The sequence below is a fragment of the Nocardioides sp. NPDC058538 genome (assembly GCF_042719275.1).
GTDB lineage: Bacteria > Actinomycetota > Actinomycetes > Propionibacteriales > Nocardioidaceae > Nocardioides.
On the sequence record NZ_JBHXNY010000021.1, the window covers coordinates 57,977 to 72,764 of the forward strand.

Here is a 14,788-nt window from a genome sequence, read left to right on the forward strand (position 1 = left end):
CGGGCGAAGCGTCAGCGCCGTTGGCCGAGGCGTCACCTCGTGACGTTTGGGCCGACGTACGTGACGCCTCGACCGACCGGAGCGACGCCTCGCCATGCGCGCCGACCCCTGCAAACGAGCGCACATCCCCCACGTGCGTCGGCTCGCAGGCAACCAGAGTCCCGCCGCTGAGGGAAGCTGCCCGGACCCTGCGCCGAAGCGTCACGTACGTCCGCCGAAGCGTCAGCCCCGTCGCCCGAGGCGTCACGCAAACAGGCCGAGATGTCACCTTCGTGACCTCTCGGCCTGCGGGAGCGACGCCTCGGCCGACCTGGGTGACGCCTCGGCGGTCAGCCGACGCGTAGATCTCGACGCGCGGTCGCGCCGGGCGCGCTTCGCTTGCCCGCCGCGCGCTTGCTCGATCTTGTCGCCGGCGCAGTTCCCTCGCTTCGCTCGGGATCTGCTAGCCGACGACAACCTCGATCCGCTGGAACTCCTTGAGGTCGGTGTAGCCGGTCGTGGCCATGGCGCGCTTGAGGGCGCCGACGAGGTTCATGGTGCCGTTGGCGACGTGCGAAGGACCGAAGAGGACCTCCTCGAAGGTGCCGACGGGCTCGAAGGCGACGCGCTCACCGCGGGGCAGGTCGGCGTGGTGAGCCTCGTTGCCCCAGTGGAATCCCTTGCCGGGGGCATCCGTCGCCCGCGCGAACGGGCTACCGACCATGACCGCGTCGGCACCGCAGGCGACCGCCTTGGCGATGTCGCCGGAGCGGCCGACGGCGCCGTCAGCGATGACGTGGACGTAGCGGCCCCCGGACTCGTCGAGGTAGTCGCGGCGCGCGGCAGCGACATCGGCGACCGCGGAGGCCATCGGCACGGCCACGCCGAGCACGGTCCGGGTCGTGTGCGCCGCACCGCCTCCGAAGCCGACGAGCACGCCGGCCGCGCCGGTGCGCATCAGGTGCAATGCCGCCTGGTAGGTGGCGCACCCGCCCACGATCACCGGCACGTCTAGCTCGTAGATGAACTCCTTGAGGTTGAGCGGCTCGGCCTGCGAGGAGACGTGCTCGGCCGAGACCGTGGTGCCGCGGATGACGAAGAGGTCGACGCCGGCGTCGACGACGGCCTTGGCGAACTCCTTCGTACGCTGCGGGGAAAGCGCCCCGGCCACGGTGACGCCCGAAGCGCGCACCTCGCGCAGCCGCTCGGTGATCAGCTCGGCCCGGATCGGGGCCTCGTAGATCTCCTGCAGACGCCGGGTCGCGTCGACACCGCTCAGCTCGGCCAACTCGTCGAGCAGCGGCTGCGGGTCGTCGTAGCGGGTCCACACGCCCTCGAGGTTGAGCACGCCGAGGCCACCGAGCTTGCCCATCGCGATCGCGGTCGAGGGCGACATCACCGAATCCATCGGCGCGGCGATCAGCGGGATGTCGAAGCGGTAGGCGTCGATCTGCCAGTCGGTGCTCACCTCGGTGGTGTCACGGGTGCGCCGGGACGGCACGATCGCCACGTCGTCGAAGGCGTACGCCCGTCGTGCTCGCTTGGCCCGGCCGATCTCGATCTCAGTCACATGACGGATTGTTCCACGGGACCGGATCGAGATCGGAAAGGCCACACGCACCGAGCCACACGCACGACCGGGCTAGCTACGGACCGCGGTCAGCAGCAGGTACTCCCACTTCATCACCCCGGCCGTGACGTAGCGGTCCCCCAGCTCGGCGAGCGCGGCGTCCAGCTCGGCGGTCCGGGACTCGTCGTCGGCGATCCCGCGATAGGCGACGATCGTCGGCCCGTAGCAGGCCTTGAAGAAGTCACGGAACTCCGCGCCGGTCTCGAACGAGTCGATGGCGACCATCCGCTTCTCGGCCTGGACGGAGGTCACCTGGTCGCCCAGCAGGCCACGTACGTGGGTCTCGTCGCCCCATCGCGGCGGCGGCTGCGCGCCCTCGGGCGGCGGTGCCATGAACGGCTTCATCGTCGCGAACATCTGGCCGATGAAGCCCTCCGGCGTCCAGCTGACCAGGCCGATCCGGCCGCCCGGCCGTACGACCCGGAGCAGCTCGGCCGCGGCCTTCTGGTGGAACGGCGCGAACATGATGCCGACGCAGGACATGACGACATCGAAGGCGGCATCGTCGAACGGCAGCGCCTCGGCATCGGCGACGCGCCAGGTGATCGAGTCGGCACCTGTCTCACTCGATGCCCGGGCCTGGCCGACCTCGAGCAGCTCGGGCGTCAGGTCGCTCGCGGTCACCTCCGCGCCGGCCAGGGCTGCGGGGATGGCGGCGTTCCCGGTGCCGGCGGCGATGTCGAGTACGCGGTCGCCCGGCCCGATCTCGCAGGCCTCGACGATCACCTGGCCGAGCTCGGGGATGAGCTCGTCGGCGACCCGGGCATAGTTCCCGAGGCCCCACATCGCACGGTGGCGGGCCTTCAGGTCTGGCTGGACGGGTGCTGCGGTCATGGCTTCCTCCACGGAGGTCTGACCCGAGAGGAGATCTGGAGCCCCAGCATCGCCCCCGCGCCGCAGCCTCGGATAGTTCCTTATCTGTACTTGCCGCCCGCCACCGATAGCGGTCTACTGAACAGACAGGGATCTCGGGCTGCACCAGGGGGAGGCGGTCCAATGGCGGGGTACGGCCAGTTCTGTCCGATGGCGAAAGCCATGGAAGTGCTCGACGAGCGGTGGACGCTGCTCGTCGTACGCGAGCTTCTGCTCGGCAGCACCCACTTCAACGAGCTGCGCCGGGGGGTGCCCAAGATGTCGCCCGCCCTGCTCTCCAAGCGCCTGCGGACCCTGGAGCGCGCGGGCATCATCCAGCGCCGCGGCGAGGGGCACCGGACCTCCTACCACCTCACCGCCAGCGGCCAGGAGCTCGCCACGGTCGTCACCGCACTCAACGAGTGGGGTGCGCGCTGGGTCAGCTCGCTGGGCCAGGCCGACCTCGATCCCCACCTGCTCCTGTGGGACATGCGCCGCACGATCCCGATCGACGTGTGGCCGGAGCAGCGCACCGTGGTCGAGTTCCGGCTCACCGACGTCGACCCGAAGGTCGCCCGCTGGTGGCTGATGGTGGCCGCCGACCAGGCCGAGGTCTGCGACTTCGACCCCGGGTTCGAGGTGGACGCGCGCCTCACTGCCAGTCTGCGTACGCTCACCGAGATCTGGCGCGGCGACCTCGCCTGGCCGATGGCGCTCCGCGCCGAGATGGTCACCATCGCCGCCGCCCAGGAGGTACGCCACGCCCTGCCCTCCTGGCTCGGCCAGTCCTCCGCCGCCCGCGTCCCCCGCCCCCGGGTCGACGCAGGACGAGTTCAGCTCCAGTCGTAGGAGAGGACGAAGCCGTACGCCTCGCCGCCACCCTCCTCGGAGAGGACCATGTCGGCCTCGCCGACGAGGCCTTCGAGGCCGCCGGTGCCGAGGCCGGGGACGACGGTGAGGTGGGAGCGGACGGTGGCGTCGGCGTACGTCCCGCTGATCCGCCACACGCACGAACCCTCCTGCCCGGCGATGGAGCCGGCGAACTGCTCGTACGCCTCGAAGACCGCGCCGCCGACGGGGTTGCCGTAGGCGCCGATCATCCGCGCGACACCCGTGCCCTGGATCTCGCCGGCGTAGGTGTAGTCCGTCTCGGCGGTGGTCAGCCCACGGTGGGGGATGTAGACGTCGTCCCCCATCTTGGTGCCCTCGCCGTCGATGTCGACGTAGGCCGCCTCGTGCCAGCGCGCCACGGTCATCGTGGTGCTCGCCTTGTTGCCGTAGGTCTTGTCAGTGCTCTGTTCGGTCATGGGTCCAGCCTGCTCCGGGAGCAGGGACGCGGGATTGAAGGAACGCGCCATATCGTTGACGACATGGCCGACGACACCGAGGGCAGGGGCTATCCCGACGCGATCGTGCGCCCGGTGACGGCAGCCAAGGCGATCACCACCGAGCGGTTCGCGCCCTCCCGCGAGGTCGCGGGACACGTGGACTACCACTGGTACGTCGGCTGGGAGCTCGAGCACCCGCACGACCAGCAGGTCATCCCGCAGCCGCGGATCCACGTCGCCGCCGAGGATGGGCGGCTGCTGGTGCACGGGATCGGCCGGCGCCCGTTCATCCGGCATCTGACCGGCCGGGGCCACACGCTCGGCGTCTCGTTCCTGCCCGGCCTCTTCCGTCCGGTGCTCGGCAGCCGGGTCAGCGCGATCGCCGACCAGGTGGTCCCGGCTCAGGAGCTGCTCGGCGTCGATGACCGGCCGGCGGCCGAGCGAATCCTCGCCGTCGCGGATCCCGCGGAGATGGCTGCCGCGATGGAGTCCTACCTCCTGGAGGTCGGCCTCCCCACCGACCCGGTCACCGAGGACGTACGCCGCTTGGTGACCCTCGCCGAGGACGACCGCTCGATCACCCGCGCCGAGCAGCTCGCCGACCGTGCCGGCGTGAGCCTTCGGTCGCTGCAGCGCCTGTTCAGCGAATACGTCGGGATCGGCCCGAAGTGGGTCGTGCAGCGGTTCCGCGTGCTGGAGGTCGCCGCTCGCGCCCACTCCGGCGACGTCGACTGGGCCGAGGTCGCCGCGGAGCTGGACTTCAGCGATCAGGCCCATCTGGTGCGTACGTTCCGGGACGTCGTGGGGGCTCCCCCGGCGGCGTATGCCAAGGACCTCTGACCCGTTAACGCGGACTCAGTCGCCTTCCACGGCTCCGTGCTTGGCGCAGATCTTCAGGATGCGGTCGGGGTAGACCGCGGCGTCTTCCGGCTCGAGGTAGGTCGTCCTGTACTCGTTGGCGACGGCCCGGATCTCGGTGTCCTCGGCCCAGTCGCTCATCATGAGGAAGACGGTGTCCCAGGCCCCGTCTTCATCTTCCTCCTGAGGGGGGAGATTCTCGGTGTGTGTGCAGAGCACCTGGTCTCGCTCAGAGAGTGGATCGGCCTTCACAGCGGGGGTCTCGGCTCCAGCCCCGGTCTCGTCCGTTCCAGCGCCGCACGCGCTGAGGGCGCAGGCCGAGATCAGCACGACGATCAGATTCGCGATGCGCATTGCCGCTTCCCTTCTCACGAGACCTTGATGGTCGCCATGATCTGGTTGATGTACTTCTCGACCTCTTCGGCCGAGATCATGTAGTGGAAGCTCCAGCTGAAGTTGATGAAGTGCTTCTTGTGGTACCCACCGAACTTGTGCCAGCGAGCGCCCCCATCGCCGCTGGAGTAGTCGACGTAGTGGTAGAACTCCAGGCCGCCGACCTTCAGATTGGGCAGTCTGAACGCCATGGTCGGATCGTGCAGCCTCGAGGCGACCTGCCCGTCCAGCCAGGCCGGCATGTCTGAGACGTCTTCGGTTGGTCCTCCGAAGAGCGGTTCGTCCTTCTTGGCGAAGAGCTCTACGAGGCCGGTCCAGTCGGCCACTCCCTCACCCCAGGGCGGCAACGTGATGAAGCGCTGATCGGCGCCGGTGATGCCGCTCTCGTTGTCACCGTCGATCGTGGCCAGTTGCTCGTCCTCCTTCCACGTGCGAGGGACCTTGATGCTGAGGCCGGGTCCCTTGCTGCGGAAGGTCTGCCAGCCGGCGTAAGAGCCTGACGGCTTCAACACCTTGGTCTTGCCGGCGACGTAGGCCGATGGCAGTGGAGGGTTCGCCGAGGCGCCCTCTGAAGCGGACGGCGCCGGGCTGGGCTCTGAGGTTGTAGCTTCCGCCGGCAGAGCAAGCGCGACGACCGGGATAGTGAAGAGCACCGCCAAGCCACGTCGTAGTCGATGGGCAAGAAGACTCACAGCTGTACTCCGTTCGGTCACCGTGCCGGCTTCAGGTGGTTCGGCACGATCTTGTAGTTGCTCGAGCTCATCGAAAGCTGAAGGATCTTCTTCGGAGCGGCGAGTGCGCCCCCGGGCTGTGCCGCGTGCAGCATGACCGATGCCTGGTCCGTGCCGGTGATCGAGATCAGGTCGGTGAGGCCGTCGCCGTTGACGTCGGTGGCACCGACGAGCATGCCGGGGCTGTCCGCACCACCCTTGGTCGGCCGGGTGCTGGCCTTGGTCCGGTTCCACTTGCCGCCCTTGGCCGACCACACATCGGCCTTGCCGGCGTCATCGAGGCCGACCAACTCGTCGGCGCTGTCCCCGTCGGTGTCGGCAGGGACGGCTTCGCACGCGGTCTCGGCATCCTCGACCGAACTGCCTCCGCGGTCCTTGTCGACGAACTTCTGCACCGGGCCGCGCCGGAACGTCTTGCCGTTGGAGTAGGCCGCGACCTGCCCGCACATGGCACCCAACCCGCCGGACATGAAATCGCGCGTCGTGTAGTCCACGAAGAGACTCAGATCGTCCTTGGCATCGCCGTTCAGGTCAGCGACCGCGATGCGCTTGTCGAAGACTGTGTTGTTGGACTCGCCCTCGGGGGTCTGCGTATCGAGCCATACCTCAGGCTTGCCGAGCTTCCCGGATGCCACCTGGCGGTAGACCGTGAACCGGACTCGCATCGACTCCACCTTGTGGAGCTCGGGGCGATCCAGCTCGGCGAGGTTGTAGATGTCTTCCTCGAGGCCGATGTCGGGGCGACCGTCGCCGTCGAAGTCGCCGCAATGGACGCCATTGACGACCAGGCCTTGCACCTTGCGCTGGCGCTTGACCGATGCGATCGGGTTCCCCTCCGGGTCCAGGGCGCTGTAAGTATCGACCGTCGTGCCCTTGCGGGCCCGAGTCTCCTCGATGGCATTGGGGAGACCGTCGCCATCGAAGTCGCACAGCACCTCTGGGTAATTCGTCGGCACTGAGGTGCTGGCCATCTTGAAGACTGACCCATCAGAGGTGAAGTCCATCAGGCTGGCGGCTCTGACCACCGCATCGCCGTACCCATCGGCGTTGATGTCACCGAACACGGGCTCCTTGGCCTCTGAGCTCGGAGAAGCAGAGGTGGAACCCGAGCTCCGGTTAGAGCCGCCCGTGTCATTGGCAGCTGGTTCCCCTTCAGCACCACAGCCCGAAACCAGCGCAATCAACAGCGCGCTCGCGCCGGCGAGGACACCAATAGATTTCCAACGACCACGGACAGAACGCATCAGACCCCCGAGAGACTCACCATTAGCGCACAGGCGACATCAAGATCACCGCGACGCTCGGAGCCTACCCTGAAGGCTTTACGAACGATGGCAGATGCGAGTTCATCATCACTTGGCACGTACGTTCCGGGAGATCATCTGCGCTCCCCCCGCGACGTACGCGAAGGACCTGTAGAGGTTGTGAACCTGAGCGTGACCTATAGACCACGCTCAGGTTCACAACCCAGGCGCGAGCTGCTCCAGCGCCGCGGCTGAAGGCGAGCCGGGCTCGGCCCGGTAGAGCACGATGCGCTGGCTGGTCTCGGGCAGCACCATCGCCTCGTACGCCAGGTCCATCCGTCCCGCCGCCGGGTGCCGCAGCCGCTTGATCCCGTAGCCGCAGTCGATCACCGGATGCTCGGCCCACAGCTCGGCGAACAGGTCGCTGCGCTGGACGAGCTCGCCGACCAGACAGCTGAGGATGTGGTCGTCGGGGTGCAGGCCCGAGGAGTAGCGCAGGAAGCCGACCATCTGTAGCGCGGTGCCCTCGGGGTCGACGAAGAGCTCCGGCCCGCCGGGCTCGAGGAAGAACCGACGGATCAGATTGGGGCGCTGCGGACGGCCCGCGTACGGGGCGTCGAAGTCCAGCCCATGTCCGAAGAGTCGGTGACCGAGATCGTTCCAGGCGAGCACATGGTTGGCGTGGTCGACGATGAGCGCCGGCCCGGGATAGTCCATCAACATCGCCACCGCGGACGGGCGCGGCTCCACGTTGCGGCCGCCGCCCGAGACCGTCTCGACGGGGCGCGCCAGGCGACGCAGGTGGTCGTGCTCCTCCGCGCTCAGCCGCAGCGCCCGGGCGAGCGAGTCGATCACCGAGTCGGAGGCGTTGTGGTGGTCGGCTTGCTCGAGCCGGGTGTAGTAGGTCGGCGAGACGCCGGCCAGCATCGCCAGCTCCTCACGCCGGAGCCCGGGTACGCGGCGAGCGCCGAAGGACACCAGCCCGGCGTCCTCGGGACTGATCGCCGCCCGGCGGCTTCGCAGGAACTCTCCGAGCTCGGTCGTCATGGTTCCTATAGTGCGGCCGAACCGCGATTTCTTCCTGCCCCTGTCAGTGACAGGCAGGCGGGTGGGTGGCAGGACAGGTGTCTGGCTGGCGTACGTCATCTGCCAGAGCGTTGATGTCATGACCCTCACCACGCAGGCCGAGCCCGTACGCCCGGCCGCCATGACCCGCGGACAGCTGCTGGTGCTCCTGCTGCTGCTCGCCTCCCAGTTCACCCTCACCGTCGACTTCTCGATCCTCAACGTGGCGCTGCCGACCGTCGGCGAGAGCCTCGGCTTCGCCGAGGCTGACGTGCAGTGGATCGCGACCGCGTTCGCGCTGTGCGCGGCCGGGTTCACGCTGCTCTTCGGCCGGATCGGCGACTACGTCGGCCGGCGGCGGGTCTTCCTGATCGGCATGGTCGCGCTGGGCGCCGCCTCCCTGCTCGGCGGGGTCGCCACCTCACCGGAGCTGCTGCTCACTGCCCGGGTCGCCCAGGGTCTCGCGACCGCCGCGGTCACCCCGGCGGCGCTCTCCTTGCTCACCGTCTCCTTCCCGGAGGGGCCGCTGCGCCAGCGCGCCCTGGGGCTGAACAGCGTGGTGATGTCGACCGGGTTCACCGCCGGGGCGGTGCTGGGTGGCGTACTCACCGATCTGCTGTCGTGGCGCTGGGCGTTCCTGGTGAACGTGCCGATCGCGTTGCTGGTGGTCGCCGTCGCGCCGTTCGTGCTGCGCGACTCCGCCGACCGGGAGCGGTCGCGGCTCGACCTCCCGGGTGCTGTGCTGGTGACGTCCGGGCTGCTCGCGCTGGTCTACGGCGCGACCCGCCTGGGCGAGGCGGGCATCACCGACGTGTGGGGGCTGGCGGCGATCGGCGTCGCGGTGGTGCTGCTGGTCGCCTTCTGGCGGGCCGAGTCCACGCACCCGCACCCGCTGGTGCCGCTGCACATCCTCACTCGCCGCACCATCGGCTTCGGCAACATCGCCGGCTTCGCGACCTTCGCCTTCGAGTCGTCGCTGGTCTTCGTGCTCACGATGTACCTCCAGCACGTCCTCGGCCTCGACGCGCTCCAGACCGGGCTGATGCTCGTCGCGATGGGGGCAGGGGCGATCATCGGCGGATCCGTCGGATCGCGGACGATCGAGACCTTCGGCGTACGCAACACCGTGGCCGGCGGGCTCGCGATCCAGGCGGTCACCACCGGCGCACTCGTGCTGATCGGGCCCTCGGTCGGCTGGCTGTGGTTCATCGGCCTGATGAACTTCATCGGCGCCATCGGGCACGTCGCCGCGATCGTCGGGTTCATGGTCGCGGCGACCTCCGGGCTCCCCGACCACGAGCAGGGCCTGGCCACCGGTCTGGCGATGATGACCCAGCAGGTCGCGATCGCTCTCGGCATCCCGATCATGTCCACCGTCGCCACCGCTGCCGGCGGAGTCGCCTCGCTCGGTGCTCTCCAGGTGGCGATCGCGGTCAACGCGGTCCTCGTCCTGGTCGCGGCACTGCTCGTGGCCGTCGGACTGCCCCGCCGCGGCTGACCGCGCGGTCAGGCGGGGATCTTCTCCCCCGCCTCGACCGCGACCGGCAGCCGGTTGCCGGCCGGTGGGAGCGGGCAGGTGGCGTGGTCGGTGTAGGCGCACGGCAGGTTGGTGGCGCGGTTGAAGTCGATCACGAGGTTGCCCTCCTCGTCCGGCGCGTCCACCGAGAGGGTGCGATTGGCTGCGTACGTCGTCCTGCCGGAGGTCTCGTCGACGAACAGCACGTGCAGCGAGCCGGGCGCGGAGCCGGGGAAGGCGACGAGGCTGTGGACCGCACCGCCCACCTCGAACTCGATCTCTCCGACGGCCTCGTAGACGTGCTCCAGGCCGTCGACGACCGAGCCGACGGTGGTCGGCACAGGCGTCTCGTACGCGACGAACCGCCCGGGCACGGCCCATCTCGGGTCCGGCGCGTACGCCTCCGTCCCCTGGTAGCCGGTGAGGACCGGATTGTCGGGGTGGCGGGGGCGGATGATGTCGCTGCCGCCGCGATTGGCGATCTCGACAACCGCGTCACCGAACTCGGCGGTGATCCCACCGCGCTCGTCGATGACCCCGAACGAGTGCCGGCCGGTGACCTCGACGCCGTCGACGACCAGCGACTCACCCGGCGCCAGCGAGACCACGAGACCCTCGGGGCCGCTCGACCAGGCGCCCGGCACGTCGTCGTACGTCTCCGGCTCCTCGCCGAGCCAGCGGATCGAGGTGATCGCGAGGAACCCGTGAGCCGAGGCGCGCCTCTTCTCGTGCTCCTCGTGCCACGCTGCCCACTCCTGGGCGAGGGTCTCGGTGTCGATGACGGTCATGGGTCCTCCCGGAAGGTTCAGAATGCAAGCCCCAGATACAACTCAGGGATTGAACTCCGATCACTCCGGACTCGTGCCCGAAAAGACCACATCGTGATGAAGTTGTCGCGGGAGGAGCCGCCTCAGACGTGGTAGTTCGGTGCCTCGGCGGTGACCTGGACGTCGTGGGGGTGCGACTCCTTGAGCGAGGCGGAGGTGATCCGCATGAAGCGGCCCTGGGTCTGGAGCTCGGCGATGGTGCGCGCCCCGACGTAGAACATGGTCTGGTGCAGGCCGCCGGTGAGCTGGTGGGCGACGGTGGCCAGCGAGCCCTTGTAGGCGACCTGGCCCTCGACACCCTCGGGGACGATCATGTCGTCGTCGGTGACCTCGGCCTGGAAGTAGCGGTCCTTGGAGAAGGACTTCTTGCCGCGGCTCGACATCGCGCCCATCGAGCCCATGCCGCGGTAGGCCTTGAACTGCTTGCCGTTGATCAGGACCGTGTCGCCGGGGGTCTCCTCGGTGCCGGCGAGCATCGAGCCGAGCATCACCGTGTCGGCGCCGGCGACGATGGCCTTGCCGATCTCGCCGGAGTAGCGCAGACCGCCATCGGCGATGACCGGGACGCCGGCCGGCTTGCAGGCCAGGGATGCCTCGTAGACGGCGGAGATCTGCGGCACGCCGACGCCGGTGACGACGCGGGTGGTGCAGATCGAGCCCGGACCGACACCGACCTTGACCGCGTCGGCGCCCGCGTCGACGAAGCTCTGCGCGCCTTCCTTGGTGGCGACGTTGCCGCCGATGACCTGGACGTGCTTGGTGGCCGGGTCGGTCTTGAGGCGGTGGACCATGTCGATCAGCATGCGTACGTTGCCGTGCGCCGTGTCCGCGACGAGCACGTCGACACCGGCGTCGATCAGGGTGGTGGCCCGCTGCCAGGCGTCGCCGAAGTAGCCGATCGCGGCACCGACGAGCAGCCGGCCCTGGGCGTCCTTGGAGGCGTCGGGGAACTGCTCGGACTTCACGAAGTCCTTGACGGTGATCAGGCCGGTGATGCGGCCGTCGGTGTCGACCAGCGGGAGCCGCTCGAGCTTGTGCTGACGCAGCAGCTTGGTGGCCTCTTCGCGCGAGATCTCGGCGGGGCCGGTGATCAGGTCCTTGGAGGTCATCACCTCGTTGACCTTGGTGGTCGCCCACTCCGCGACCGGGGTGAACCGGAGGTCGCGGTTGGTGATGATGCCGATCAGCTTCTGGTCGACGTCGACGACGGGGAACCCGGAGATCCGATACTCACCGGCCAGCTTGTCGAGCTGCTCCAGCGTCGCGTCGGGGCCGATGGTGACCGGGTTGGAGATGATCCCGGTCTGGGTGCGCTTGACCAGGTCGACCTGGTAGGCCTGATCCTCGATGCTCAGGTTGCGGTGGAGAACCCCGATGCCACCCTGACGCGCCATCGCGATCGCCATCCGGGACTCGGTCACGGTGTCCATCGCCGCGGAGATCAGCGGGACCCGCAGGTTGATCTCGCGGGTCAGCCGGGAGGTCGTATCGATGTCAGACGGCGCCAGATCCGAGTATCCAGGCATCAGGAGTACGTCGTCGTAGGTGAGGCCGAGCGTCGCGAACTTCTCCGGGATCTCCATGAAGAGATTCTACGGTCCGGCTCCCGCGTGGCTGAAAACGTGAGGAGTCATCCGGACGAACTCAGGTCCGCAGCGGCTTGAGGTCCCGCACCGGCACCTTGACGGTCAGCAGGTCGCCGGCCATCCGGATGCGTCCGCGCATCCCGGCGGCGAGAACCATGGGCAGCACGGCCTGGTTGTCGGACTGGGTGGTGAGCAGGATCTCGTCGGCTCCGAGCATGTGCGCGAGCCTGGCGGTGTCGACCAGCAGCCGGGTGCCGATGCCGCGGCGCTGCCAGGCCGGGTCGACGCGCAGATTGACGATGCGTACGTTCTTGTCCTCCTCGGTCGGCGCCAGGACCTCGCCGATGCCGACGGCGACGCCGTCGATCAGGGCGGTGACGGCTTCGCCGGTGACGACGAGGTCGGGGGTGCTTCCGGTGCCCAGGCGGCGTACGGGCGGGGTGGTGCCGATCGCCGCGGACTCGCGGCTGCGGTCGAGGACGTCGTTGACCAGGTCGGCCATCGCGGAGCCGCGGGCGTGCTCGGTCGCGGTGAAGGGGGCAGTGCGGTGCAGCTGGACGTCGACGTCGGCGACGCGCAGCTCCATGGTGTCGTGGACGACCCCGGGCGGGGCCTCGGCCTCGGCGTCGAAGAGCTGGGCGACCACCTCCGGGAACGACATCGGCCGCTCCAGGACGTGCCGGGCCGCCTGCACGTAGCGCGTCGGCTGGTCGGCCAGAGCCGCCTCGGTCGCGGTCTGGATGACGATCGCGCCGCCTCCCGCGGAGGAGACCAGGTCGCAGATCTCCTTCTCGCCCCAGCCTTCGGGCGTACGCAGCACGAACTCGTCGGTGACCTGCGCCAGCCCTGGGAAGATCTGCATCCCCAGGATGTTGACCCCGGCCTCACCACAGCGCTGCGCCAGCGCCGCCAGCGTGCCCGGTCGGTCCGGCAGCGTCGTACGCACTCTCCACAACATCGTCCCCACCATGAGCCCTAGTCTGCCTGTTTCGCTGTTTCTGGTCCGTTACCCACGGTTAAACCTTCGACCCGGTCAGTCAGCAGGTGGTCTCGGCGGGGTCCGCTCGCCCGCTTCGACGAGCACGTCGATGTGGTTGGTCGCGGGCGGGAGCGGACAGGTGGCGTGGATCGTGTAGGCGCAGGGCATGTTCTTGGCGCGGTTGAAGTCGAGGACGACGGTGCCGTCGACCGGTGGTTCGACGGCGAGCTGGCGGCAGGCGGCGTAGGTCGTCACGCCGCTGGTCTCGTCGGTGAACAGGAGCCACAGCTCGCCGTCGCCACCGTCGAACGCGATCAGCCGCTGCGGGCGGCCACCCACCTCGAACGCGACCTCCCCCACGGCGTCGATGATGCTCGAACGGCCCTCGACCACGGAGCCGACCGAGATCGGCCGGTTCGTCTCGTAGGCGGTGAAGGAGGCCCTGACCTGCCACGCCGAGTCCGGAGCGTACGTCGGTGTGCCGGTGTAGTCGCGCAGGAACGGCCCGTCAGGCTGCCGCGGCCGCAGCACCGGAGTGCCGAAGCGATCGGCGACCTCGACCGTCCCGCCATCGAAGGTCGCGATCACGCCGACGGGATCCACGTGACCGAAGACGTGCCGGCCGGCGAGCTTGGCGCCGCCGAGCTCGAGCCACTCGCCCTCGCCGAGCTCGACGACTGCACCCTCCGGACCTGTCGACCAAACACCTGGGATGCCGGGGAACCGGACCGGCCTGCGGCCCAGCCAGTGCAGGCCGGTGATCGCCAGGAAACCTTCGGGGCTTCTCAGCTCGGCTTCCCGCTCATCGCGCCACCGTTGCCAAGACCGCTCGAAAGTCACGCGCTGCACTCTACAAAGAGTTGCGTTGCCAGGTCTTGCAATGGTCGCTGCTTTTACCTCGGGTTTACCGTCGGCGCACCTGACCCGTCACACGAGAGAGCCGAGCCAGACGGATCGCGCCGCGGGCCGTGGTGACCAGGACGAGGTACCAGATCGCGGCCACCATCAGCAGCGGGATGATCAGATGGCTGCGCTCCTCGAGCGCCTGGACGACCCCGAGCAGGTCGGTGATCGAGAGCACCGAGACCAGGCTCGTCATCTGGAGCGTCGTCACCAGAAGGTCGCCCAGCGCGGTCAGCCGGTCACCGCCCGGGGCAGCCTTGGCCGCGTACGCTCCCATCGCCAGCGCCAGCCCCGCGATCGCCGCGTAGACCGGCGTGACCAGCCGGACCGCGTCGATGTGGACCCCCGGGATCCCGAAGGTGATGTCGGGAAAGATCAGCGCGATGTTGCTCCACAGCAGCAGCTGGACGAGCACCGGGATGCTGCCGAAGACCCAGACGTACGCCGCCGCGATCCCGCCCAGCACCGGGTTGCCCGACCTCTCTATCCAGATCGCGACGAGCCCGATCGCCCAGGCCACCGCGAAGACCAGCACGGTCAGCCTGATCGTGAGCCATACCCCGGCGAGGACGTCCGGGTGGAGCAGATGGTTGACGACCTCACCCGGGAGAAGGTTCTCGTTCCTCGCCAGGCTCCACAGGAGTCTCAGGAGAAGGAGGGCGAGGAGGGCTGCGATCACCCATTCGACCGTGTTGGTCTCGACACAGTCGTCATCGGCAGCGGTCTCGGTCATCGCGGAGAACCATGGCCTGGCGCGATGACCAGAAGGTTGCGACGAGCTGGTCATTCACTGAAATCGCCGAGTCGGGGCATACGCCCCCCGGCGGGGCGCCCACGGAGATAACAAAGTGGGTGTGGGGTGGCGGGGGGGTAATCGCAAAGAGACGCACTCGCGTA

At 68.8% G+C, this 14,788-nt stretch carries 15 protein-coding genes; 3 read left to right on the top strand and 12 right to left on the bottom strand.

Going from position 1 to position 14,788, the window contains the following annotated elements:
• Nucleotides 1-442 precede the first annotated feature (442 nt).
• Both ACFWQC_RS18650 and ACFWQC_RS18655 read right to left on the bottom strand, forming a co-directional pair.
• Nucleotides 443-1,549, bottom strand: a complete 1,107-nt coding sequence (locus ACFWQC_RS18650) for a GuaB3 family IMP dehydrogenase-related protein (RefSeq protein WP_378681048.1) — start codon at nt 1,547-1,549, stop codon at nt 443-445.
• A gap of 72 nt (nt 1,550-1,621) precedes the next feature.
• Complete coding sequence (locus tag ACFWQC_RS18655) at nt 1,622-2,443, bottom strand: class I SAM-dependent methyltransferase (RefSeq protein WP_378681051.1); 822 nt, start codon at nt 2,441-2,443, stop codon at nt 1,622-1,624.
• Between the two features lie 201 nt (nt 2,444-2,644).
• Between ACFWQC_RS18655 and ACFWQC_RS18660 the strand changes: the two genes are divergently transcribed.
• Nucleotides 2,645-3,310, top strand: a complete 666-nt coding sequence (locus ACFWQC_RS18660) for a winged helix-turn-helix transcriptional regulator (RefSeq protein WP_378681053.1) — start codon at nt 2,645-2,647, stop codon at nt 3,308-3,310.
• Here the strand turns inward: ACFWQC_RS18660 and ACFWQC_RS18665 are convergent.
• Nucleotides 3,295-3,768: a DUF3224 domain-containing protein gene (locus ACFWQC_RS18665; protein WP_378681055.1), complete on the bottom strand. Its 474-nt coding sequence runs from the start codon at nt 3,766-3,768 to the stop codon at nt 3,295-3,297. The two genes, ACFWQC_RS18660 and ACFWQC_RS18665, sit on opposite strands and share 16 nt — an antisense overlap.
• 63 nt (nt 3,769-3,831) lie before the next feature.
• Here ACFWQC_RS18665 and ACFWQC_RS18670 point away from each other — a divergent pair, with 63 nt between their 5' ends.
• A complete protein-coding gene (locus ACFWQC_RS18670; protein ID WP_378681058.1) occupies nt 3,832-4,629 on the top strand; it encodes a helix-turn-helix domain-containing protein in 798 nt (265 codons plus the stop codon).
• Nucleotides 4,630-4,644: 15 nt separating this feature from the next.
• Here ACFWQC_RS18670 and ACFWQC_RS18675 read toward each other — a convergent pair whose 3' ends face one another.
• The 4 genes from ACFWQC_RS18675 to ACFWQC_RS18690 form a co-directional block, all read right to left on the bottom strand.
• Nucleotides 4,645-5,001 (bottom strand): hypothetical protein, encoded by a 357-nt coding sequence (locus ACFWQC_RS18675; RefSeq protein ID WP_378681061.1) that lies wholly within the window; start codon nt 4,999-5,001, stop codon nt 4,645-4,647.
• 14 nt (nt 5,002-5,015) lie between these two features.
• Complete coding sequence (locus ACFWQC_RS18680) at nt 5,016-5,552, bottom strand: hypothetical protein (RefSeq protein WP_378681064.1); 537 nt, start codon at nt 5,550-5,552, stop codon at nt 5,016-5,018.
• A 197-nt stretch (nt 5,553-5,749) separates the two neighbouring features.
• The gene (locus tag ACFWQC_RS18685) at nt 5,750-7,015 is read right to left on the bottom strand and encodes a hypothetical protein (RefSeq protein WP_378681067.1); all 1,266 of its coding nucleotides are present in this window, start codon (nt 7,013-7,015) and stop codon (nt 5,750-5,752) included.
• 216 nt (nt 7,016-7,231) lie between these two features.
• On the bottom strand, nt 7,232-8,062 hold the full coding sequence (locus ACFWQC_RS18690) for a helix-turn-helix transcriptional regulator (protein WP_378681070.1): 831 nt from the start codon (nt 8,060-8,062) through the stop codon (nt 7,232-7,234).
• Nucleotides 8,063-8,180: 118 nt separating this feature from the next.
• Between ACFWQC_RS18690 and ACFWQC_RS18695 the strand changes: the two genes are divergently transcribed.
• Nucleotides 8,181-9,578, top strand: a complete 1,398-nt coding sequence (locus ACFWQC_RS18695) for an MFS transporter (RefSeq protein ID WP_378681073.1) — start codon at nt 8,181-8,183, stop codon at nt 9,576-9,578.
• 8 nt (nt 9,579-9,586) lie between these two features.
• On the opposite strand, the gene ACFWQC_RS18700 is transcribed toward ACFWQC_RS18695, so the two are convergent.
• The 5 genes from ACFWQC_RS18700 to ACFWQC_RS18720 form a co-directional block, all read right to left on the bottom strand.
• Entirely contained in the window at nt 9,587-10,384 is a 798-nt protein-coding gene (locus ACFWQC_RS18700; RefSeq protein ID WP_378681076.1) for a DUF1684 domain-containing protein, read from the bottom strand.
• A 122-nt stretch (nt 10,385-10,506) separates the two neighbouring features.
• Complete coding sequence (gene guaB, locus ACFWQC_RS18705; protein WP_378681079.1) at nt 10,507-12,006, bottom strand: IMP dehydrogenase; 1,500 nt, start codon at nt 12,004-12,006, stop codon at nt 10,507-10,509.
• A 61-nt stretch (nt 12,007-12,067) separates the two neighbouring features.
• Nucleotides 12,068-12,967 carry a GNAT family N-acetyltransferase gene (locus tag ACFWQC_RS18710; protein ID WP_378681082.1) on the bottom strand — a complete coding sequence of 300 codons (900 nt, stop codon included), beginning with the start codon at nt 12,965-12,967 and terminating at the stop codon, nt 12,068-12,070.
• 75 nt (nt 12,968-13,042) lie between these two features.
• Nucleotides 13,043-13,828: a DUF1684 domain-containing protein gene (locus ACFWQC_RS18715; RefSeq protein ID WP_378681085.1), complete on the bottom strand. Its 786-nt coding sequence runs from the start codon at nt 13,826-13,828 to the stop codon at nt 13,043-13,045.
• Between the two features lie 64 nt (nt 13,829-13,892).
• On the bottom strand, nt 13,893-14,624 hold the full coding sequence (locus tag ACFWQC_RS18720) for a hypothetical protein (RefSeq protein ID WP_378681088.1): 732 nt from the start codon (nt 14,622-14,624) through the stop codon (nt 13,893-13,895).
• Nucleotides 14,625-14,788: the final 164 nt, after the last annotated feature.

Excerpts from the sequence above, each read along its gene's own strand:
- ACFWQC_RS18655 (WP_378681051.1), bottom strand. The coding sequence starts at position 2,443 with ATGACCGCAGCACCCGTCCAGCCAGACCTGAAGGCCCGCCACCGTGCG.
- ACFWQC_RS18660 (WP_378681053.1), top strand. The coding sequence starts at position 2,645 with ATGGAAGTGCTCGACGAGCGGTGGACGCTGCTCGTCGTACGCGAGCTT.
- ACFWQC_RS18665 (WP_378681055.1), bottom strand. The coding sequence starts at position 3,768 with ATGACCGAACAGAGCACTGACAAGACCTACGGCAACAAGGCGAGCACC.
- ACFWQC_RS18670 (WP_378681058.1), top strand. The coding sequence starts at position 3,832 with ATGGCCGACGACACCGAGGGCAGGGGCTATCCCGACGCGATCGTGCGC.
- ACFWQC_RS18675 (WP_378681061.1), bottom strand. The coding sequence starts at position 5,001 with ATGCGCATCGCGAATCTGATCGTCGTGCTGATCTCGGCCTGCGCCCTC.
- ACFWQC_RS18685 (WP_378681067.1), bottom strand. The coding sequence starts at position 7,015 with ATGCGTTCTGTCCGTGGTCGTTGGAAATCTATTGGTGTCCTCGCCGGC.
- ACFWQC_RS18690 (WP_378681070.1), bottom strand. The coding sequence starts at position 8,062 with ATGACGACCGAGCTCGGAGAGTTCCTGCGAAGCCGCCGGGCGGCGATC.
- ACFWQC_RS18695 (WP_378681073.1), top strand. The coding sequence starts at position 8,181 with ATGACCCTCACCACGCAGGCCGAGCCCGTACGCCCGGCCGCCATGACC.
- ACFWQC_RS18700 (WP_378681076.1), bottom strand. The coding sequence starts at position 10,384 with ATGACCGTCATCGACACCGAGACCCTCGCCCAGGAGTGGGCAGCGTGG.
- guaB (WP_378681079.1), bottom strand. The coding sequence starts at position 12,006 with ATGGAGATCCCGGAGAAGTTCGCGACGCTCGGCCTCACCTACGACGAC.
- ACFWQC_RS18710 (WP_378681082.1), bottom strand. The coding sequence starts at position 12,967 with ATGTTGTGGAGAGTGCGTACGACGCTGCCGGACCGACCGGGCACGCTG.
- ACFWQC_RS18720 (WP_378681088.1), bottom strand. The coding sequence starts at position 14,624 with ATGACCGAGACCGCTGCCGATGACGACTGTGTCGAGACCAACACGGTC.